Annotated in this window: 23 protein-coding genes; 13 read left to right on the top strand and 10 right to left on the bottom strand. The window is 59.8% G+C overall.

Annotated elements, in window-relative coordinates:
- Positions 1–3: 3 nt before the first annotated feature.
- Both ACRZ94_RS01960 and ACRZ94_RS01955 read right to left on the bottom strand, forming a co-directional pair.
- Positions 4–1,296 (bottom strand): O-acetylhomoserine aminocarboxypropyltransferase/cysteine synthase family protein, encoded by a 1,293-nt coding sequence (locus ACRZ94_RS01960; protein WP_480796549.1) that lies wholly within the window; start codon positions 1,294–1,296, stop codon positions 4–6.
- 73 nt (positions 1,297–1,369) lie between these two features.
- Complete coding sequence (locus tag ACRZ94_RS01955) at positions 1,370–2,365, bottom strand: hypothetical protein (protein WP_480650718.1); 996 nt, start codon at positions 2,363–2,365, stop codon at positions 1,370–1,372.
- A gap of 153 nt (positions 2,366–2,518) precedes the next feature.
- On the opposite strand from ACRZ94_RS01955, the gene ACRZ94_RS01950 reads away from it, so the two are divergent.
- From ACRZ94_RS01950 to preA, 3 genes are all read left to right on the top strand, one after another.
- A complete protein-coding gene (locus ACRZ94_RS01950; RefSeq protein WP_480650720.1) occupies positions 2,519–3,151 on the top strand; it encodes a cupin domain-containing protein in 633 nt (210 codons plus the stop codon).
- A 158-nt stretch (positions 3,152–3,309) separates the two neighbouring features.
- Complete coding sequence (locus tag ACRZ94_RS01945) at positions 3,310–4,644, top strand: NAD(P)-dependent oxidoreductase (protein ID WP_480650722.1); 1,335 nt, start codon at positions 3,310–3,312, stop codon at positions 4,642–4,644.
- Between the two features lie 44 nt (positions 4,645–4,688).
- On the top strand, positions 4,689–5,993 hold the full coding sequence (preA, locus tag ACRZ94_RS01940) for an NAD-dependent dihydropyrimidine dehydrogenase subunit PreA (protein WP_480650724.1): 1,305 nt from the start codon (positions 4,689–4,691) through the stop codon (positions 5,991–5,993).
- A 48-nt stretch (positions 5,994–6,041) separates the two neighbouring features.
- Here the strand turns inward: preA and ACRZ94_RS01935 are convergent, their stop codons facing one another.
- On the bottom strand, positions 6,042–6,266 hold the full coding sequence (locus ACRZ94_RS01935) for an N-(5'-phosphoribosyl)anthranilate isomerase (RefSeq protein ID WP_480650726.1): 225 nt from the start codon (positions 6,264–6,266) through the stop codon (positions 6,042–6,044).
- A gap of 35 nt (positions 6,267–6,301) precedes the next feature.
- Positions 6,302–6,910, bottom strand: coding sequence for a TetR family transcriptional regulator C-terminal domain-containing protein (locus ACRZ94_RS01930; protein WP_480650728.1), 609 nt, complete (start codon positions 6,908–6,910; stop codon positions 6,302–6,304).
- A gap of 171 nt (positions 6,911–7,081) precedes the next feature.
- Between ACRZ94_RS01930 and ACRZ94_RS01925 the strand changes: the two genes are divergently transcribed.
- From ACRZ94_RS01925 to ACRZ94_RS01880, 10 genes are all read left to right on the top strand, one after another.
- Positions 7,082–8,332, top strand: coding sequence for a Zn-dependent hydrolase (locus ACRZ94_RS01925; RefSeq protein WP_480796548.1), 1,251 nt, complete (start codon positions 7,082–7,084; stop codon positions 8,330–8,332).
- A 92-nt stretch (positions 8,333–8,424) separates the two neighbouring features.
- A complete protein-coding gene (hydA, locus tag ACRZ94_RS01920; RefSeq protein ID WP_480650732.1) occupies positions 8,425–9,879 on the top strand; it encodes a dihydropyrimidinase in 1,455 nt (484 codons plus the stop codon).
- Between the two features lie 9 nt (positions 9,880–9,888).
- On the top strand, positions 9,889–10,383 hold the full coding sequence (locus ACRZ94_RS01915; RefSeq protein WP_480650734.1) for a DUF4760 domain-containing protein: 495 nt from the start codon (positions 9,889–9,891) through the stop codon (positions 10,381–10,383).
- The gene (locus tag ACRZ94_RS01910) at positions 10,380–11,171 is read left to right on the top strand and encodes an ABC transporter ATP-binding protein (protein ID WP_480650736.1); all 792 of its coding nucleotides are present in this window, start codon (positions 10,380–10,382) and stop codon (positions 11,169–11,171) included. Before ACRZ94_RS01915 ends, ACRZ94_RS01910 begins: the two co-directional genes overlap by 4 nt.
- 24 nt (positions 11,172–11,195) lie before the next feature.
- Positions 11,196–12,128 carry an ABC transporter permease gene (locus ACRZ94_RS01905; protein ID WP_480650738.1) on the top strand — a complete coding sequence of 311 codons (933 nt, stop codon included), beginning with the start codon at positions 11,196–11,198 and terminating at the stop codon, positions 12,126–12,128.
- Positions 12,125–12,970: an ABC transporter permease gene (locus tag ACRZ94_RS01900; RefSeq protein WP_480650740.1), complete on the top strand. Its 846-nt coding sequence runs from the start codon at positions 12,125–12,127 to the stop codon at positions 12,968–12,970. Before ACRZ94_RS01905 ends, ACRZ94_RS01900 begins: the two co-directional genes overlap by 4 nt.
- Before the next feature lie 56 nt (positions 12,971–13,026).
- Complete coding sequence (locus ACRZ94_RS01895) at positions 13,027–14,016, top strand: ABC transporter substrate-binding protein (RefSeq protein WP_480650742.1); 990 nt, start codon at positions 13,027–13,029, stop codon at positions 14,014–14,016.
- Positions 14,017–14,274: 258 nt separating this feature from the next.
- Positions 14,275–14,988, top strand: a complete 714-nt coding sequence (locus ACRZ94_RS01890; protein ID WP_480650744.1) for an ABC transporter permease — start codon at positions 14,275–14,277, stop codon at positions 14,986–14,988.
- Positions 14,981–15,715, top strand: coding sequence for an ATP-binding cassette domain-containing protein (locus tag ACRZ94_RS01885; protein ID WP_480650746.1), 735 nt, complete (start codon positions 14,981–14,983; stop codon positions 15,713–15,715). Before ACRZ94_RS01890 ends, ACRZ94_RS01885 begins: the two co-directional genes overlap by 8 nt.
- A 21-nt stretch (positions 15,716–15,736) precedes the next feature.
- Positions 15,737–16,552, top strand: a complete 816-nt coding sequence (locus ACRZ94_RS01880) for an ABC transporter substrate-binding protein (RefSeq protein WP_480796547.1) — start codon at positions 15,737–15,739, stop codon at positions 16,550–16,552.
- A 6-nt stretch (positions 16,553–16,558) separates the two neighbouring features.
- Here ACRZ94_RS01880 and ACRZ94_RS01875 read toward each other — a convergent pair whose 3' ends face one another.
- The 6 genes from ACRZ94_RS01875 to fdh3B form a co-directional block, all read right to left on the bottom strand.
- Positions 16,559–17,431, bottom strand: coding sequence for a substrate-binding domain-containing protein (locus ACRZ94_RS01875; protein ID WP_480796546.1), 873 nt, complete (start codon positions 17,429–17,431; stop codon positions 16,559–16,561).
- Positions 17,432–17,557 (bottom strand): hypothetical protein, encoded by a 126-nt coding sequence (locus ACRZ94_RS01870; RefSeq protein ID WP_480796545.1) that lies wholly within the window; start codon positions 17,555–17,557, stop codon positions 17,432–17,434.
- Positions 17,554–18,834 (bottom strand): c-type cytochrome, encoded by a 1,281-nt coding sequence (locus tag ACRZ94_RS01865; RefSeq protein WP_480650753.1) that lies wholly within the window; start codon positions 18,832–18,834, stop codon positions 17,554–17,556. The genes ACRZ94_RS01870 and ACRZ94_RS01865 overlap by 4 nt, the downstream gene beginning before the upstream one ends.
- Positions 18,835–20,031 carry a formate dehydrogenase subunit gamma gene (locus ACRZ94_RS01860; RefSeq protein ID WP_480650754.1) on the bottom strand — a complete coding sequence of 399 codons (1,197 nt, stop codon included), beginning with the start codon at positions 20,029–20,031 and terminating at the stop codon, positions 18,835–18,837. It lies immediately after the preceding gene.
- A gap of 29 nt (positions 20,032–20,060) precedes the next feature.
- Positions 20,061–20,411, bottom strand: coding sequence for a putative quinol monooxygenase (locus ACRZ94_RS01855; RefSeq protein WP_480650756.1), 351 nt, complete (start codon positions 20,409–20,411; stop codon positions 20,061–20,063).
- Between the two features lie 102 nt (positions 20,412–20,513).
- A complete protein-coding gene (gene fdh3B / locus ACRZ94_RS01850; RefSeq protein ID WP_039530246.1) occupies positions 20,514–21,110 on the bottom strand; it encodes a formate dehydrogenase FDH3 subunit beta in 597 nt (198 codons plus the stop codon).
- Positions 21,111–21,121 lie beyond the last annotated feature (11 nt).

Raw genomic sequence — 21,121 nt, 5'->3', positions numbered from 1 at the left:
TGGTCAGGCTGAGGCTTTGGCCAGTGCCTGATCCAGATCGGCGATCAGGTCGTTTGCATCCTCGATCCCGATGGACACACGCACAACGCCGGGACCTGCGCCTGCAGCCTCTTGCTGTTCCGGTGTCAGCTGACGGTGGGTGGTCGAAGCCGAGTGGATGATCAGCGACCGCGCATCGCCCAGGTTGGCCACATGGCTGAAAATCTCAAGCGCGTTGACCAGTTTGACGCAAGCGTCGTAGCCGCCCTTGACCGCAAAGGTGAACAGGGCACCGGCGCCCTTTTTGTACTGCGCCTTGACCCGGTCGTGATAGGGCGATGAGGGCAGGCCCGCATAGGTCACGTAGTCCACGCGATCATCGGCCTCCAACCACGCGGCGATTTTCTGGGCATTCTCGACGTGACGTTCCATCCGCAGCGACAGGGTCTCGATCCCCATCAGCGTGTAATGCGCCGCTTGCGGGTTCATGGTCATGCCCAGATCGCGCAGACCGATGGCGATGCCGTGGAAGGTAAAGGCCAGCGGGCCGAACGTCTCGTGGAACTTCAGGCCGTGATAGGCGGGCTCGGGCTCGCTGAGCGAGGGGAACTTGTCATTGGCAGACCAGTCGAACTTGCCCGAATCCACGATGCAGCCGCCGGTGACGGTGCCATTGCCCGTCAGGTATTTCGTGGTCGAATGCACCACCAGTGTTGCGCCCTGTTCGATGGGACGGCACAGGTAGGGCGTGGCCGAGGTGTTGTCGACAATCAGCGGAATGCCAGCTGCATCCGCCACATCCGCCAGCGACCGGATGTCGGTGACATAGCCGCCGGGGTTGGCAATGGACTCACAGAACACCGCGCGGGTGTTTTCGTCGATCGCGTCCTTGACGGCGTCCAGATCGTCGGTGTCCACAAATTTGGCCGACCAGCCGAACCGCTTGATGGTCTGGCTGAACTGGGTGACCGTTCCGCCATACAGCCGGGTTGAGGCCACAATGTTACAGCCCGGTCCCATCAGCGGGAACAGCGCCATGATCTGTGCCGCGTGGCCCGAAGAACAGCAGACCGCGCCCACGCCGCCTTCCAGCGTGGCAACACGTTCCTGCAGCACCGCCACGGTCGGGTTGGTCAGGCGGGAATAGATAAAGCCCACCTCTTGCAGGTTGAACAGCGCTGCCGCGTGATCGGCGTCGCGGAACACATAAGCGGTGGTCTGGTAGATCGGCGTCTGACGCGCACCTGTTGCCGGGTCGGGCCGTGCGCCCGCGTGAATTTGAAGCGTGTCAAAACCGTAAGTGGGGCCGTCAGACATCGTTGAAATCTCCTGTTGGAATGTATGTTGCCCGAATCTCTAGGCGATCCGGCGCGTGGGCACAACAATCCTGTCAGCGCATCCAAAGGCCCTTGCTGCGGATCGTATTGCGAATGGCCTGCTCGCGCTGGGGCAGGTTGTTGCGGTCGAACAGGTCCCTGATCTTGTGGCCCTTGCGCTGCAGAACCAGCTTTTTGATCGGGTCATAACCTTTGAGCACCTTCTTGACCCGATTAGGCGCAACGACCGTTTCCAGCACCTCGACCACATGATCGCTCTCGCGGGCATAGAGCAGGGGGAACAGGCGGTAATGACAGCTAACCTCATCATCCAGCAACCCACCTGGCAGCGCATCCCGACTGCCGCCAAAGGAATGGATCACCAGCGGCAGAGCGGCCTGATCCAGCCAGGGATCAAGGTTTTGTCCGGCAAGTTCGGGAATCTCTCCGTCCCGTATCGTGCGGGCGTAGTCCAGAAACCGCTCTCCGAACCTGCGGGGGCAGGAATAGAAGAAATAGCCCGCGTTGAAATACAAATACCGCCGCCAGTAATCCTTGGGCTGGCTGGTATCCAACGAGCTTTCGAAATCCAGCCCAAAGCGGTCGTAAAGCGCGCTCCAGATGCCATCAAAGCCGGGACCATAGAGGGTGGGCTTGGGCCATGTGCCTTCCACCTTTAGCGACGCGCCGGGCCGGTCGAAATCGAAAGGGACCGAGGACACGTCGCCAGTGATCAGCGTATCGCTGTCGAAGAACACAAAGGGTTCCCCCTCGGGCAGGGTCAGCAGGGCTTCGATCTTGTTGCCGTAAGGATAGCTGCTGCCGAACACAGTGTTGTCAAAGGGCAGTATCTCGGCATCCAACTGGTGGAGCGCCTTGAGTAGATCCTCGTTCTGGATGCTTGGGTCTTTCGGCCAACAAGGACCGGGCTGTGGCACAGCTACAAATAGCCGACCGCTGAATTCCGGCGCGCTATGGCGCAGGGAGGCCGCGAACAAAAGCGCCTCATATTGCAGGCGGTTGTTCTGTCCGATGATGACAATATTGAACTTGGACGGGGTGGCCTGCATCGTTTAGCGCTTTCTGATCGGGCCGGTATTTGGCACCTGCCTGAACTGGACGTACAACAAGCCGTGAAGGGCGTCAAAACCCCAATAAGCGAACGGTTTGAAAATCGTGGCTGCGGACCCATGTAGATATCCAACAGCGCAGGAGGATAGCAGATGCGGGTCAACGCGGATTTCAGCCAACGGGTCGCCGTTCACTTCAAGGATACCGAATGGGTCGCATCCCCCGCCGCAGGGGTCGAGCGGAAGATGCTGGACCGTATTGGTGAGGAAGTCGCGCGGGCGACAACCATTGTCCGCTTTGCCCCCGGCAGCGCCTTTGCCGCCCATACACATGATGGGGGCGAGGAATATCTGGTATTGGACGGCGTGTTTCAGGACGAAACCGGCGATTTCCCGGTTGGCAGCTATGTGCGCAACCCTCCGACCTCATCGCACACGCCCTCGGCCAGTGAAGGCGCGACCATTTTGGTCAAGCTCCATCAGTTCGATCCCGAAGACCGTACCGAAGTGCGACGCTCAATCAACGGCGGCGGGAATATCGATTTGTTCCGCGATGCGCATGAAGATGTCAGGGTGCAAAGCTGGGCTGCCGGGGAAATCGTTGATCTGGACGCCAGCCGGGGGCTGGAGGTATTCGTGATCGAAGGCAGTTTTACCGAAGCGGGTGAGGATTTTGGTGTCTGGGATTGGCTGCGCTTGCCGCCCGGTGCGCGTTCTAAGGCGACGGTCGGCGAGGGCGGAGCCCGCGTATGGGTGAAATCCGGACACCTGAACGGGATGATCTGACACCTCGGTTGCTGGGAAAACATGCAGTTTCCAGAGAAATCCGGGTCAATCGCCCGGATTTTGCATTTTTTGGCGTTTTTCTAAATTTTACCAATTGATAAAAAATTTGATTGTGGCAAGCTGAGACCATAACGAACATATCTACAGGGAGTAGAGCGATGGCACAGGGCCAGATGGTCCCCGGCATTGTTTCCGGGCGGCTTTCCAGCGATGAGCTGACCTCGAATTTCACGGATCTGCATCCACCACTGGCCGCGCATGAGGCCGCAGTTGCCGCAGATCGGTGCTATTTCTGTTATGACGCGCCATGTGTGACGGCCTGTCCGACGGATATCGATATTCCGCTGTTCATGCGCCAGATTCAGGCGGGCCAGCCCGAAGCTGCGGGCGAAACGATCCTGACGCAGAACATTCTGGGCGGTATGTGCGCTCGCGTGTGCCCGACTGAGACGCTGTGCGAAGAAGCCTGCGTGCGTGAGGCTGCCGAGGGCGCCCCGGTCGAGATCGGCCGGCTGCAGCGCTATGCGACCGACAGCGTGATGGTGTCCGGGGATCATCCCTTCCAACGTGCCGCGCCAACGGGCAAGACTGTGGCCGTGGTGGGTGCAGGGCCTGCGGGTCTGGCCTGCGCGCATCGGCTGGCAATGCTGGGGCATGACGTGGTTATCCACGAAAGCAAGCCCAAGCCCGGCGGTCTGAATGAATATGGAATTGCAGCCTATAAATCGACCAATGATTTTGCGCAGGCCGAGGTGGACTGGCTGCTGAAAATCGGCGGTATCACGATTGAGACCGGCTCGGCGCTGGGCGAGGGGCTCTCGCTTGAGGGGTTGGTTGAGACCTATGATGCGGTGTTTCTGTCTATCGGGCTGGCTGGGGTGAATGCCCTGCGCGCAGGCGGTGTGGATAAGGACGGGGTGCGTGCCGCGGTCGATTTCATCTCGGACGTGCGGCAGGCCAGCGATCTGTCGGATTTGCCGGTTGGCCGGAACGTGGTTGTGATCGGCGGCGGCATGACTGCCGTGGATGCAGCTGTCAAATCCAAGCTGCTGGGGGCCGAGAATGTGACCATCGCCTACCGTCGGGGACGCGATGCCATGGGGGCCAGCCGGTATGAACAGGATCTGGCGGCCTCGCACGGCGTCAAGATCATGACAAACGTGCAGCCCGTGGCCGTGCACGGGAATGGCGCGGCGGTGGAAATTGAGTTGGAGTATACGTCCAGCCAGAATGGGCAACTGGCCGGTACAGGCGAGACGATCCGCTTGGCTGCGGATCAGGTGCTCAAGGCGATTGGTCAGAAACTGGAAGGCGCGCCCGAGGGGCTGGAACTGGATGGTAACAAGATCGCTGTGAGCGGGGCCGGGCGGACCTCGGTGGCCGGTGTCTGGGCCGGGGGCGATTGCGCGGCGGGCGGGGAAGACCTGACCGTGACCGCAGTGGCCGAGGGCCGGGATGCCGCGATGGACATTCACGCGACTCTGAGCGCGTGACACTCATGATAAAGATGCTGATCTGCATCAGGGAGGCCGGATAAATGGCTGATTTGAAGACAAACTTTCTGGGCATTGAAAGCCCGAACCCGTATTGGCTGGCCTCGGCGCCGCCGACCGACAAGGAATACAACGTGCGTCGCGCTTTTGAGGCAGGATGGGGCGGCGTGGTCTGGAAAACACTAGGGGCCGAAGGCCCTCCGGTCGTGAATGTGAACGGGCCGCGCTATGGTGCGATCTACGGGGCGGATCGGCGGCTGCTGGGTCTGAACAATATCGAACTGATCACCGACCGGCCGTTGGAGGTGAACCTGGAAGAGATGGCGCGGGTCAAGGCCGACTACCCGGACCGCGCCCTGATCGCGTCGATCATGGTCCCGTGCGAGGAAGAGGCATGGAAAGCCATCCTGCCGCGCGTGGCCGAGACGGGTGCGGACGGGGTCGAACTGAACTTCGGCTGCCCGCATGGCATGAGCGAACGCGGCATGGGCTCTGCCGTCGGGCAGGTGCCGGAATATATTGAGATGGTGACCCGCTGGTGCAAGCAGTACTATGACCGCCCGGTCATCGTGAAGCTGACGCCCAACATCACCGATATTCGCAAGCCGGCCGAGGCCGCAAAGAATGGCGGGGCGGATGCGGTGTCGCTGATCAACACAATCAATTCGATCACCAGCGTCAATCTGGACACGTTCAGCCCCGAGCCTTCGATTGATGGTAAGGGCAGCCATGGCGGCTATTGCGGCCCGGCGGTGAAACCGATTGCGCTGTCGATGGTGTCCGAGATTTCACGTGCACAGGCGACGCATGGCTTGCCGATCTCGGGTATCGGCGGTGTGACCACGTGGCGTGACGCGGCAGAATTCATGGCTTTGGGCTGTGGTACCGTGCAGGTCTGTACGGCTGCGATGACTTATGGGTTCAAGATTATCGACGAACTGACTGCGGGCCTGTCCAAATGGATGGATGAGAAGGGCTATAAGGATGTGTCGGAAGTTGTTGGTCTTGCGGTTCCGAACGTGACGGATTGGCAGTACCTGAACCTGAACTATGTGGCCAAAGCCAAAATCGATCAGGACCAGTGCATTAAGTGTGGACGCTGTTATGCCGCCTGCGAAGACACCAGCCACCAGGCGATTTCGATGTCCGAGGATCGCGTGTTCGAGGTCATGGATGACGAATGCGTCGCCTGCAACCTATGTGTGGATGTCTGTCCGGTGGATGGATGCATCTCGATGGTGCCGATGCAAGCGGGAGAAGTTGATCCGCGCACCGGACGCGAAGTTCAGCCGGATTATGCGAATTGGACGATGCATCCGAACAACCCAATGGTGAAAGCGGCGGAGTAAGAGATTTTTCGACGAAAAATCTCGCTAGAGAAAATTCGTCGAATTTTCTCAGAACGGGATGTCGATCGGGCCGCTGTGGCAGATTACGATGTACTGGTTGGCAGTGCGGATCAGGTGATACCCGCGCTGCCTTATTTCTTTTTGGAAGCGTTCATGCCCAACTTCGCGCTCGACCCAGGAGATTGAACGCCGAACCACCGCGCCGCGCCGCGCGGATTTGGTCGAGAACATCTGAGCAATCCAGGGTTCAGGGTTGGGGCGCAAAGAAACCATGCGGCGACTTTGCTGCGTTCAAGGTTAACAGAGGCTTAAGGGGTAAGCAGTTTGCGATACAGCGTATCGATGAATGTCTCTGCGCCCTCAAAAGGATCTTCGTCGCCCAGCACTGCGCGGACCTGTACATCGAAATCGGCATAGTGCTGAGTGAGCGCCCAGATCGAAAAGATCAGGTGATACGGGTGAATTTGGGCGATCCTGCCGGTCTCCATCCAGTGTTTCAGAATGTCGGTTTTTTCGTCCACCAACTGTTTGAGGTCCTGCGACAGAGCGTCGTGAATGCGGGGCGCACCCTGGACAAGCTCATTGGCGAAGAGGCGGCTTTCGCGCGGCAATTCGCGGCTCATCTGCAGCTTGCGGCGAATATAGCTGAGGATTTCCTCCATCGCGTCGCCGTCCGCATCCAGATCGTGCAGCGGCGCCAGCCAGACATCCAGAAGGCCGGACAGAAGGGCGGTGTGAATCGCCTCTTTGGACGGAAAATAATACAGAAGGTTCGGCTTGCTCAGGCCCGCTTCGGTGGCGATCTGGTCGACCGTGGCACCGCGAAACCCGTGGGCCGAGAACACGTTCAGGGCGGCCTCAAGAATCGCGGCGCGGTTCTTTTTCTGAATTCTGGTCGGAGCGCGATCTTTGGGCATGTTTCCTGACTGTCTTATTTTCCGGCAAGCTGGCGCCGTTTAGGCCAAAAATTCCAACGGCGTCTCGCAATTTCTTGACTGATGACCAACCCGTGATAGCGTGAGTTTGACCAGATGGTCAAATCAAGACACCAAAAGCGAGCCAAATCGCAAGCGACAGGGAAAGACATCATGGCAGCTCCGGCGCAGAACCTCAGGATCAATGGCGACAGGTTGTGGGACAGCCTGATGAAGATGGCCCAGATTGGCCCGGGTGTTGCGGGCGGAAACAACCGGCAAACGCTGACCGATGAGGATGCGCAGGGTCGTGCGCTGTTTCAAAGTTGGTGCGAGGAGGCAGGGTGTTCCATGGGCCTCGACCAGATGGGCAACATGTTCGCCCGCCGCGAGGGCACAGACCCCGAGGCGCTGCCGGTTTATGTGGGTTCTCATCTGGATACGCAGCCGACCGGCGGGAAATATGACGGTGTGCTGGGCGTTTTGGGCGGGCTTGAGATTCTGCGCACTCTGAACGATCTGGGCATCAAGACGAAACACCCTATCGTGGTCACCAACTGGACCAATGAAGAGGGGACGCGGTATGCCCCGGCCATGCTGGCCTCGGGCGTTTTTGCCAGTATTCACACGCAGGACTGGGCCTATGCGCGCGAGGACGCTGAGGGTAAGGCCTTTGGCGATGAATTGCAGCGAATTGGTTGGCGCGGCGAAGAAGAGGTCGGTGCCCGCAAGATGCACGCTTTCTTTGAGCTGCATATTGAACAGGGTCCCATTCTTGAGGCCAAAGGCAAAGACATCGGCGTGGTCACTCATGGACAGGGGCTGAGCTGGACCCAGATCACGGTCACCGGCAAGGATGCGCATACCGGATCAACCCCGATGCCGATGCGCAAGAATGCCGGTCTGGCCATGGCGCGTATTCTTGAGAAAGTGGATGAGATCGCCTGGTCTCATGCGCCGCACGCGGTGGGCGCGGCGGGACATATCGATGTGTTCCCGAACTCTCGCAACGTGATCCCCGGCAAGGCGGTGTTCACGGTCGATTTCCGCTCGCCCGATCTGGAGGTGATCAAGGACATGGAGGCGCGCCTGCACGTGGCGGCCGAGGATATCGTCGAAGAGATGGGCCTGCAGATCGAGTTTGAGAAGGTCGGCGGGTTTGATCCTGTGGAATTCGACAAAGTGTGCGTTTCGGCGGTGCGGAATGCGGCTGAGCGGCTGGGGTATTCGCATACGGATATCATCTCGGGAGCGGGGCACGATGCGTGCTGGATCAACCGCGTGGCGCCGACGGCGATGGTGATGTGCCCATGTGTGGACGGGTTGAGCCATAATGAGGCCGAAGAGATCAGCAAGGACTGGGCGGCTGCCGGGGCGGATGTTCTGTTTCATGCGGTCGTCGAGACGGCGGAGATTGTGGGCTAGGGGGCGCTGCCCCCGTCGCCCGATGGGCGACCCCCCCGGGGATATTTTGGCCAGATGAAGCAAGCGGCGCAGACCGCAACAGGGAGATTGTGATGAGCACTGTTATCAAGAACGGCACGGTTGTGACCGCAGATTTGTCCTACAAGGCGGATGTGATGGTCGAGGGCGGCGTGATCACCGAGATTGGGATGGATCTAAAGGGTGACAAGGAGTTGGATGCGACCGGGTGCTATGTCATGCCGGGAGGGATTGATCCGCATACCCATCTGGAGATGCCGTTCATGGGCACCTATTCCAGCGACGATTTCGAAAGCGGGACGCGGGCGGCTTTGGCCGGGGGAACCACGATGGTGGTGGATTTTGCGCTGCCCAACCCGGGCGAGAGCCTGCTGGATGCGTTGAAGCGCTGGGACAACAAATCGACGCGGGCGAATTGTGACTACTCGTTCCACATGGCGGTGACGTGGTGGGGCGAGCAGGTTTTTGACGACATCAAGACCGTGATCGAGACGCGCGGGATCAACACGTTCAAGCATTTCATGGCCTATAAGGGCGCGTTGATGGTGAATGATGATGAGCTGTTCGCCTCGTTCAAACGTCTGGCTGAGTTGGGCGGGATCGCCATGGTGCATGCTGAGAACGGTGACGTGGTGGCTGAGCTGAGCGCCAAGCTGCTGGCCGAGGGCAATACCGGACCCGAGGCGCATGCCTATTCCCGCCCGCCGCAGGTTGAGGGAGAGGCGACCAACCGCGCCATCATGATTGCCGACATGGCGGGTGTGCCTTTGTATGTGGTGCATACTTCCTGTGAAGAGGCGCATGAGGCCATTCGCCGGGCCAAGATGAATGGCAAACGGGTGTGGGGGGAGCCTCTGATCCAGCATCTGACCCTGGATGAGAGCGAGTATTTCCATCCCGATTGGGATCACGCGGCGCGGCGGGTCATGAGCCCTCCGTTCCGCAACAAGCAGCATCAGGACAGCTTGTGGAACGGGCTGCATTCTGGAACGCTGAGCGTGGTGGCCACCGACCACTGTGCCTTTACCACCGATCAGAAACGCTATGGCGTGGGCGATTTTACCAAGATCCCCAACGGGACCGGAGGGCTGGAAGATCGGATGCCGATGCTGTGGACCTATGGGGTAAACACCGGGCGTCTGACCCCGAATGAGTTTGTGGCTGTTACTTCAACAAACATCGCCAAGATATTGAATTGCTATCCGAAAAAGGGTGCAATTCTGGTTGGCGCGGATGCGGACATCGTGGTTTGGGACCCGGAGAAAACCAAGGTGATCAGCGCGGAAACGCAGCAATCGGCCATCGACTACAACGTGTTCGAAGGCAAAGAGGTCAAAGGTCTGCCGCGTTTTACGCTGACATGCGGTCAGGTGGCGATGCATGATGGGGAAATCCGCACGCAGGAAGGCCATGGTGAGTTTGTTGCGCGTGAGCCAAACGGTCATGTGAACCGGGCGCTGAGTACGTGGAAAGAGTTGACCGCGCCGCGTCCAGTCGAGCGGACGGGTATTCCGGCGACGGGGGTTTGATCGCTGCTGATGGGGCTGGAGTTCTGGCTGGATATCTCGGCGGATGTCGCGGCAATTCTTGCCGCGCTTGCTGTTATGGTGACCGCAGCCTTTGTCTGGCGACAAATGCGCTTGCAAGCACGCGGTCAGGACAAAGATGAGCGCAGGTTTCTTCGAGAGTCGATCCACGTGATCCACGAAACGTTGCAAGCCGCTCAGTTTCGCGAAGCGCGCCAGCACTTCTTTGGTGGTCCGCATCAGCGGGGCTATGATGACTTGGAAAGTGAGGAGCGCGGCTTGGCCCGTTATATCCTGAGTGTCTACGGACTGATGGCCCGGATGATCAAACATGGCGCGATTGACGAGGAAATCCTGCGAGATTATTGGCGCACTGCGCTCTATCGCGATTGGGACAGGCTTGAGAACTTTGTCAGTGGGGAACGCTTAAGAGCGAAGAACGGAAACCTTTTTGCTGCTACCGAGCAAATGGTTTCCCGCTGGAAGACAACGGGAAAAGAGAAATGAACGAAGCGGGCAAAGCTGTAGTTGAAGCCGAAAACCTCGACCTCACCTTCCAAACCAATGACGGTCCGATCCACGCGTTGAAGGACGTCAACCTGACCATCAACAAGGGGGATTTCGTTAGCTTTATCGGCCCCTCGGGCTGTGGCAAGACCACCTTCCTGCGCTGTGTCGCGGCGCTGGAAACCCCGACGGGCGGGACTCTGACCGTCAATGGTATGACCCCGGATGAGGCACGGCGGAAGCGGGCCTATGGCTATGTTTTTCAGGCGGCGGGGCTGTACCCGTGGCGGACCATTGCCAAGAACATCAAACTGCCGCTTGAGATCATGGGGTACTCGGCTGCCGAGCAGGAAGAGCGGGTGAAAAAGGTTCTGGAACTCGTTGATCTGGAAGGGTTTGGCGGCAAGTTCCCGTGGCAGTTGTCGGGCGGGATGCAGCAACGGGCCAGCATCGCGCGGGCGCTGGCGTTTGATGCGGATATCCTGCTGATGGATGAACCCTTTGGCGCGCTGGATGAGATCGTGCGCGATCACCTGAATGAACAGCTTTTGGCGCTGTGGGCGCGGACGGGCAAGACCATCGGGTTTGTGACGCATTCCATCCCCGAGGCGGTCTATCTCAGCACCAGGATCGTGGTGATGAGCCCCCGGCCCGGACGGATCACCGATGTGATCGACAGCCCCTTGCCGAAAGAGCGACCCTTGGACATCCGCGACACGCCGGAATTCATCGAGGTCGCCCATCGCGTACGCGAGGGGCTGCGGGCGGGGCATTCCTATGACGATTGAGACACCCGTGATGCAGGACGCGCCATGAAGAACCTTGTTCCTATATTGGTTGTGCTCGCCGCGATTGTCGCGCTTTGGTATGCGGCCGTGGCCCCGATGAACATCCGTATTTCGCTGGATCAGGCCCAGCGGGCAGGCGAAAGCGTCACCCCCGAGACGGCGTTGGAGCGTCGGGATACCTCGGTCTGGGTGCTGATGGCCTCGAACCCCGGTGCGATCGCGGGCGGGTATGCTCTGGACCGGCCACGACTGCCGACGCCGGGACAGGTGGGGCAGGAATTGTGGAAGACGACCGGGGAAATGGTGGTCAAGGGACGGGCCTTTTCCAAACGGTCCCTCATCTACCACGCGGGTGTGACGCTGAAATCCACTCTGTGGGGCTTTTTGCTGGGCACAACGCTGGGCATTCTGGCCGCCGTTGCCATCGTCTATTCGCGTGTCGCGGATATGAGCCTGATGCCCTGGGCGATCATCAGCCAGACCATTCCCATCGTGGCGCTGGCCCCGATGATCATTGTCGTCAGCTCTCAGATCGGGATCGAGGGGCGCGGGGTGCCCAAGGCCGTGATCTCGGCTTATTTGTGCTATTTCCCGGTGCTGGTGGGGATGGTCAAAGGGTTGCGGTCGCCGTCCTTGCCGCAGCTGGATTTGCTGAAGACGTATAACGCATCCGGGACGCAGGGGTTTTTCAAGCTCAGGCTGCCGTCTTCACTGCCGTATCTGTTCACCTCGCTCAAGGTCGGGATCGCGGCTGCCTTGGTGGGCACCATTGTGGGTGAGCTGCCAACCGGTGCGGTGGCGGGTCTGGGTGCGCGCATCCTGATCGGAGACCAATTTGGCACGCCATTGGCCATCTGGGCCGCGCTTTTGGCTGCCGCTATTCTGGCCGGGTTGTTGGTGACCCTACTGGATCTGTTGCAAAGGCTGGCCCTGCGCCGGATGGGGTTGAGCGCATGACGTGGTTGTCCTTTGCACTTCTGTTCTGGGGTCTTGCCTGGCTGGTCAATTACCGTCTGGCGATTTCCAAACACCGTAAAACCCGTATGGTTCGCATTGTGGTGCCCGTTCTGTTCGGCGTCACGCTGCTGGTCCTGTGGGAGGGGCTGGTGCAGGGGCTTGGTGTTTCGCCCGTGATCCTGCCGCCACCATCCAGCGTGGCGGGAGAGTTCGTCGGTTCGGCAAACCTGCTGTGGGAGGATTTCAAGCAGACCGTCTTCAAGGGCGCGCTGACCGGCTTTGTGATTGGGTGCGCTGCGGCGTTTGTGTGTTCGGTTGCCATTGACCGCTCGGCCTTTCTGACGCGGGGGCTATTGCCCATCGGCAACTTTGCGGCGGCTCTGCCGATCGTCGGGATCGCGCCGATTCTGGTCAGTTGGTTCGGGTTTGACTGGCACTCGAAGGCGGCGGTCGTCGTGGTGATGGTGTTCTTTCCGATCCTGGTCAACACGGTTCAGGGATTGCGTGAGGCGGACGCGATGCAGCGCGATTTGATGCGCACCTACGCAGCCAGCTATTGGCAGACCTTGTGGAAACTGCGACTGCCTGCGGCGATGCCCTTTGTGTTCAACGGGTTGAAGATTGCGACAACCCTTGCTTTGATCGGTGCTATCGTGGCCGAGTATTTCGGATCACCCACGCGCGGGATGGGGTTTCGTATTTCGACAGGTGTCGGCAGCCTCAATATCGGGCTTGTCTGGGCCGAGATCGCCGTTGCCGCCCTGGCGGGGACGGTTTTCTATGGTCTTGTCGCAGCAGCCGAGAAGGCGGTGACATTCTGGCACCCGTCACAACGCGGATAAAAAGAATTCAACAGACCCCGAAAAAGGGGCACACACAGCAACTAGGAGACATGAAGATGAATAAGATTTTCAGTGGGGCGGTCGCCGCCTTTACCCTGGCAGCCAGTTCGGTGCTTGCGGCGGATGAGGTGACTTTGCAACTGAAATGGGTCACGCAGGCGCAGTTCGCGGGGTATTATGTGGCCAAGGACAAGGGGTTCTACGAAGAAGAGGGGCTGGACGTCACGATCCTGCCGGGTGGTCCGGATATAGCGCCGACGCAGGTGATTGCCGGGGGCGGGGCCGATGTGACCGTCGAATGGATGCCCGCCGCGCTGGCCGCCCGTGAAAAGGGGCTGCCGCTGGTGAACATCGCGCAGCCGTTCAAAAGCTCGGGCATGATGCTGACCTGCTGGAAGGATGCGGGCATTGCCTCGCCCGAGGATCTGAAGAACCGCACGCTGGGCGTCTGGTTCTTTGGCAACGAATTCCCGTTCATGAGCTGGATGAGCCAGTTGGGCATCGACACCGGCGGCAAAAGCGAGAACGGGGTCGAAGTTCTGAAACAAGGGTTCAACGTCGACCCGCTGTTGCAGCGTCAGGCCGATTGCATCAGCACCATGACCTATAATGAATACTGGCAGGTGATCGATGCGGGCGTGAACCCCGATGAGCTGGTAACCTTCAAATACGAAGATCAGGGCGTCGCTACGCTGGAAGACGGTCTGTACGTTCTGGAAGAAAACCTGAGCGACGCCGCGTTTACAGACAAGATGGAGCGGTTCGTGCGCGCCTCGATGAAAGGCTGGAAATACGCCGAGGAGCATCCTGACGAAGCCGCCGATATCGTGCTGGAAAATGACGCGACCGGTGCCCAGACCGAACAGCATCAAAAGCGTATGATGGGTGAGATCGCCAAGCTGACCGCCGGGTCCAACGGCGCGCTTGATCCGGCTGATTTTGACCGCACCGTCAGTACCCTGCTGGCCGGTGGCTCTGATCCCGTGATCACCGCACAGCCCGAGGGCGCGTGGACCCACCAGATCACGGATGCGGCGTTGAACTAGAGCGTTTCGGGTTTTACCTGAATCACTCTGTGACACGAATGTCCCGAGAACGCCGCAGGCGTGGCAGGGTATTCGTGTCTCAAGTTAAGCCCGAAACGCTTTAAGCCAACTGCCATTACCTGCGCATGCGCGGCCCCAAAGGGGGCCGCGTTTTCTTTTTCGAATGTCGGAAACGTGTCTGTACTTGGCAGCAGAAACGGTTAGTATTTCCCTGTAATTACGCGCATTTCATACGAAATTGCGGAAAGTGGGAAAATAATGCAGGGATTTGCATCAGAATTCAGCTCAGCTTTTGCTCTGATCCTAAACGGGGATGCCGAGCTGTGGGCGATAGTGTTGCTGTCTCTCGAAGTCTCCCTGTTTGCTGTGCTGATTTCTGCCCTGATTGGCATGCCGGTTGGGGCCGCTTTGGCGGTTGCGCGCTTTCCGGGGCGGCGAGCGCTGATCGTGTTGATGAACGCGCTGATGGGGTTCCCGCCTGTGGTTGTTGGCCTGCTGGTCTATCTGATGCTGTCCCGGTCGGGGCCATTAGGGGTTCTGGAGCTGCTCTATACGCCAACCGCGATGATCATCGCGCAGGTGGTTCTGGTCACACCTATCGTGGCCGCACTGACCCGGCAGGTAATTGAGATGCTGGCCGAGGAATACTCGGAACAACTCCGTTCGCTTGGGGTGTCGCGGCTGGCGTCGGTGCCGGTGCTGTTGTGGGATGCCCGGCTGGCGTTGGTGACAGCCTTGCTTGCCGGGTTCGGTCGCGCCATTGCCGAGGTGGGGGCCGTGATCATTGTGGGCGGCAACATCAATCACGTGACACGCGTGATGACGACGACCATCGCGCTTGAGACGTCTAAGGGCAATCTGGCCCTGGCCCTGGCGCTTGGGGCCATCCTGATTGGGATCGCGGTGGCAGTGAACGCCATGGTCAGCGCGCTGAGCCTGCGGGCCGAACAAGAGGGGCTGCGCCATGCGTGATCTGATTTGCGAAATGACAGGCAGTCTGACTGTGGATGGTGTGAAGATCGTCCGCAAAGGCAGGACGCTGCTGGACGTTGCGCAGCTGTCACTGGATGGCCCCGGACCGACCTTGATCCTGGGGCCAAATGGGGCGGGCAAAAGCCTGTTGCTGCGCTGCTTGCACGGGCTGATCATACCGGATCAGGGGCGTGTCTGTCAGGACGGCGAGGTTCTGAATGACGCGCACAAGGCGCGGCAGGCGATGGTGTTTCAGCAGCCTGTGCTGCTACGCCGCTCGGTCGCGGCAAATCTGGATTTCGTGCTGAAACGGCAGGGCCTGAACCGCAGCACCCGCAAGGCCCGGATCGAAGATCTGCTGGCCGAGGGCGGGCTGGACGGCAAAGCCCGGCAATCCGCACGGTCCCTGTCGGGGGGTGAGGCGCAACGGCTTGCCATCCTGCGTGCGCTCGCTTTGGAGCCGGAAACCCTGTTTCTTGATGAACCAACTAGTGCGCTGGACCCAAGTGCCACCCAGATGATCGAACGCATGATCCAGCGCGCCTCGCGCCGTGGGGTGCGAATTGTCATGGTTACGCATGACATAGGTCAGGCGCGGCGGTTGGCGGCTGATATTGTGATGATGCAGGGCGGTCATGTGGTGGAACACGGCGTGGCCAAACAGGTTCTGGATGCCCCGGACAGCGATGCGTCGCGCCGTTACCTCGCCGGTGGGCTGGTGACTTAATTCAAAAGAATGGAGATCGAAATGATCCGTAATATTGCGCGGGCAGCGCTGGTGTCTCTTGGCCTGATGGCGAACCCAGTAAGCGCCGAGGCGCCGTTTATTGTCTTGCAATCCACCACATCAACGCAGAACTCGGGGCTGCTGGATTACATCCTGCCGGGCTTTGAAGCCGAAAGCGGGATCGATGTGCGTGTGGTCGCGGTTGGGACAGGGCAGGCGATCCGTAACGCCGTCAACGGTGACGGCGATGTCTTGCTGGTGCATGCCAAACAGGCCGAAGACAAATTCGTAGCCGATGGCTGGGGTGTTGAGCGTTTTGACGTGATGTATAACGATTTTGTTCTGGTTGGCCCGAAATCGGACCCGGCACAGGTCAAAGGCGACACGGATATTGTCGCGGCTATGGCCGCCGTGGCCGACGCCCAGGCCCCATTTGCCTCGCGCGGGGATGACAGCGGCACCCATAAGGCCGAGATGCGCCTGTGGGAGTCTTCCGAGATCGACCCGACCGATGCGTCGGGCGAGTGGTACCGCGAGACCGGCTCGGGCATGGGGGCGACGCTGAATGTGGCCAGCGGGATGGACGCCTATGTCCTGACGGATCGCGCAACCTGGCAGTCCTTTGGCAACAAGGGCAATCTTGAGGTGCTGGTCGAAGGCGATCCGCGTCTGTTCAATCAGTATGGCGTCATCCTTGTGAACCCCGAAAAACACCCGAACGTGCGCGCGGCTGCGGGTCAGCGGTTCATTGACTGGCTGGTTGGACCTCACGGACAGGCGGCGATCGAGTCATACAAACGGGATGGGCAGCAATTGTTCTTTCCCAACGCCAAGTGACCAGATTCAACCGCTCGCGCCGTTGTGGTGGATGGTGCCCAAACCGGAAATTTCATAGCCGCCGAATTCGGCGGCGCGGGTGGCAAAGCGATCAGATTGCAGAAAACCCAGCAGTTTGAGCATCGGATCATCGAAATAGGCCCTTCGCCAGATGGCAAGGTCCAGACGTTCAGCATGGGTGGGCACAAAGCCCAGATCATACAAGCTGGCCAGTGCGCCCAACCCGAACCCTGCCTCGGCCTTGCCGTCATGCAGGGCGATGGCCAGCTCTTCTTCGGTGCGGGCGCAGGTGGGTAGGGCATCAAGATCGTCGCGCGTGAGGCCGTGGGCCTCAAGCTGCGTCTCAAACAGGCGCTGGCTGGCGGCGCTGTCCTGTCGCAGGATGACCCGGCGCCCCTTGAGGTCGGCAAAGCCGTTGATCTCTGTGACGTTCGGGGCCAGTAGCAGCCCGCGCTGGCGTTGCGCCACCTCGTACAGAACGACGGGTGCTTCGCCCAGATGATTGCGCAGAGCACCTGCGTTGAACCCATCCTCTTCGTGGATATGCAGGGCGGCGGCCTGCGCGCTGCGGTCCTTCAACCGGGTCAGCCCGTCGAAGGATCCGTCATAATAGGTGGCCAGCCCCGATCCGCTTTCCCGCAAGGCCCAGTCCAGTAGCGGATCGTGGCTGCCGGCGACAATCGGGGGCAGGGGCGGTTCAGCCACGTGCGGGCCCGAGCGTGAGGCGTTCAGCCAGGCCACGACCTCGGCCCGGGGGAACAGCAGTTTGCCCATGGCGCGCACGCATGGCACCTCGCCCGATGAGGCCAGATCATAGGCCTTACGCTCGCCAATGCGCAGCAGGTCGGCCAGTTCCTTTGTGGTCAGGTATTCGGGCATTCAGTCGAGGCGCACGGCGGCTCCGGACCCGGCATCCGCGGCGCTGAACCCGATCTGTTTGAGCGTGAAGGGCGCAGCTATGGTGATCACAATCATGACGGCCGCAGCAGCAAGAAAGGCTTTCATTGGTCTCCTCCGGTTCCGTTCGTTTGTGCCGTGGCGCTGCGCAAAAAGGCGATCAGATCGTCTCGGTCCTGCGCTTGGGTAATTCGCTGCATTGGCATCTTTGATCCCGGAATGTAATGGTCTGGCCCTTCGTCGAAAAGGGCATTTATCGTCTCGTCATTCCAAATGATATCAGAGTCTTGCAGCGTGTCCGAGTAGAAATACCCCGGCAGAGTGCCTGCTTGCCGACCAAAGATGCCATGCAAGGTCGGCCCCGCGCGCCGTTGCCCATCAGGAGTCAGGCTGTGACAGATTGAGCATTTGCGGGCAAACTGACGCTCACCATTGCTCATCTGGTCGGGGTTCTTCAGGAAACTGGGCTCGGCAGCGGCCATGCGTTCCTGATCGCCCAGTGCCGCAACGGGCCAGCTATACATGGCCTCATCGATGCCGCCTGCATGGATGTTGTCACCATCGGCGGAAAAGGCCAGCGCCCAGACCGGCCCGCGCAGGGTGGCGCGGAAATCCTGTGCGATGCGCCAATCCTGCGTGTCGATCAGCATGATGTAGCCTTCGCCATCCCCCACCGCCAGAAGTCTGCGGTCTGGGCTGAGCGCCAATGCCAGAATTGGGCGGCGTTCCAGCGTGAAATCCCGCTCAGATCCGGTTTCAAGGTCGCGGATGCGGGTCACGCCATCCACCGCGCCGTAGGCGATCCAACCGTCCTGTTCGTTCAGGACCAACTCATTGATGCCAAACCCATGCTCAATGATACGCTGCGTTTCCTGACCGCTGGCCACGTCCCAACGGCGCAGAGAGCCATCGACCCCCGCCGAATAGAGCGCCGTCCCGTCCGAGGAAAACGCCACCGCATTTACGCCGCTGCCCGTGGGGCCCAGCGTCATCGGATCGGAGCCATCCACCGGCCACAGACCAATCGTGCCATCCCAACTGGCGGTGGCCACATGAGTTTTCGAGGCCGCGATGCTGACGATCTTGCCTTTGTGCTGGCCGACAATGTCTCCGCCCGGCCACCGGCGCAGGGTAAAGTCGTCGCCTGCGGAATAGATCGCGGTTCCGTTGAAGGCGACGCTGTTCACCGCCGCTTCGTGCCCTTCCAGCCATTCGGGCGTCTGATCCGACCACAGCCCGACCGAGTTGTCGAAACTGGCCGTCGCGATCCGACCATCGGGCGCGGTGGCGATCCCCATGATCGGCCCGCCGTGACCTTTGAGCGTAAAGAACTCGGCCAAAGCGGGCAGGGGAACCAGCGCCAGTGCCAGAACCAGTGCGCGCATTTACTCGGCGGGTGAGGCTGCGGCTTTGCTGGCCTCTTTTTCCTGCACCTCTTCCAGCCAAAGAGAGTGGTGCTCACGCGCCCATTGCTCTTCGACCTCGCCGGTGCCCATGGCGTCAAACGCGCCTTCCATGCCGACCGATCCCAGATAGATATGCGCGATGATGATGGCGATAAAGACATAAGCGACCATCACGTGCCAGACCTGTGCGTACTGCATTTCCTCCTGCGGGGACATTTGCACCGGCAGGTTCAGGCCCATTGCCTGCGGGATGCCGGTGGAATTGGCAATCTCAAAGGTCTTCGCGAACATCGGCAGTTCGAAGGGGAACAACAGCGACAGGCCAGACAGGCTGATCGATACGCCCAGCAACACGCAAGCCCAGAAGATCACCTTTTGACCGGCGTTAAACTTTTTCGCGGGGGGATGGCTGTTCTTGGTGAACAGACCCCCTCCGGCTGCCAACCATTTCAGGTCGGTCTTGTTGGGGATGTTGTGGACGATCCAGTTCAGGGTGATGATGATCAGCCCCAGCATGAACGCCCAGGCCAGGTTGTTGTGCAGCCATTTGCATCCTTGCGCGATGGTGGCAAAGCCCTCTTTCCCGAAGATCGGGATCAGGAAATCGCGGCCATAAAGGCTGAGCAGACCAGTAATTGCCAGCACGATGAATGATCCGGCAAACAGCCAGTGACCAAAGCGTTCAAACCCGTTGAATCGCAGAACAGTGCGGCCGGTTTTTTCACCATCGATGCGGATTTTCCCGCGGATGAGGAAGAACAGCAGGATAATCGCGGCCATGCCTGCAATGATATAGGTCCCATATTCCCGCAATGGCCCGGTGCGGAAGTTCCACCACCACATGCCGCCGTCCTGAATCAACACGCCCGCTGCGGGGCCCTGAGAAGACACGGTGGTATTGGCCGACCCATAGCGGATCGCGCGGTACACGTCGCTGTCAGATGCAATGCCCCGTGTGCCAAACTGACCCAGCAGCCCTTCGACATTACCTTGGCCCGTGTTTTCCGAGCGATAGGTATTGTCCACTTGCTCGCCACGCTGACGCGCAAGGATGTCTTCCAGCGTTGTTGCACCGCCGGTGGTGGCCCGGTCCGGCGCAGGTGGCGGGGTGGTTTCCTGAGCCCATGCGGCGCCGGTCAGGAAAAGTGAGACGAGCAGAAATTGAATCAAACGCATGGGGGAAACTCTCCGAATATGAGTATGGGTCAGCGGTCAAAGCCGCCGATCTGCCGATGAAAGACCGCGCCAACGGGTCCGAGCGCGGCGCGCAGGTCATCTTTTGCGGGGCCATAGACGTCGAGTTGGACCGGGGTCAGCAAAGACAAAAACCGATCCGCGAAATTTGCCCCAAAATTCTGCATGTGGATCATGGCGTCGTCAGAGCTGGCATAACGTTCATAGATGTGCACGGACCCATCGCTTTGGTGCCACTCATAACTTTTGGCACCGCTTTCCTGCAGGGTCGCATTGACCATTTCGGTCATCAGGGCTTCGAACTCAGACTGTTTTTCGGTGTTTAAATCCAGCTTCAACAGCCAATAGACATCGTTGGTCATGTTCGCTCCAGCAGGGTCAGAAATTGCGGCGGCTGACCAGCAGCCACCGGCAAAAGTGGAACAACCCCCAACGCGTGGGGGTTGTCTTTCTTGGTTAAGACCTTAGCCGTCTTTCTGATCGTAGGCCGTGCCCCAACCCCACGCGCCCGAGCCAAAGCCGCGGGCAACGACGCGCTCGCGGTAAATGGCCGAGACCACGTCGCCGTCACCGGCAAGCAGGGCCTTGGTGGAACACATCTCGGCGCAGATGGGCAGTTTGCCCTCGGCGATCCGGTTGCGACCATATTTGGCGAACTCTGCGGTCGAGTGCGTTTCCTCGGGGCCACCGGCGCAGAAGGTACATTTGTCCATCTTGCCGCGTGATCCGAAGTTGCCCGCCTGCGGGTATTGCGGCGCACCGAACGGGCACGCGTAAAAGCAATAGCCACAGCCAATGCACAGGTCCTTGGAATGCAGGACGACCCCTTCTTCGTTTTGATAGAAGCAGTCGACCGGGCACACCGCCATGCAGGGCGCATCCGAGCAATGCATACAGGCCACCGAGATCGAGCGTTCGCCCGGGTCACCGTCATTGATCGTCACCACCCTGCGGCGGTTCACGCCCCACGGCACCTCGTGTTCGTTCTTACACGCGGTGACGCAGGCATTGCACTCGATGCAGCGTTCGGCGTCGCAGAGAAATTTTGCTCTTGCTGCCATGTTCTCTTCTC

The organism is Ruegeria sp. CH10 (assembly GCF_056537125.1).
This window is presented reverse-complemented; position numbering and strand designations above follow the sequence as displayed.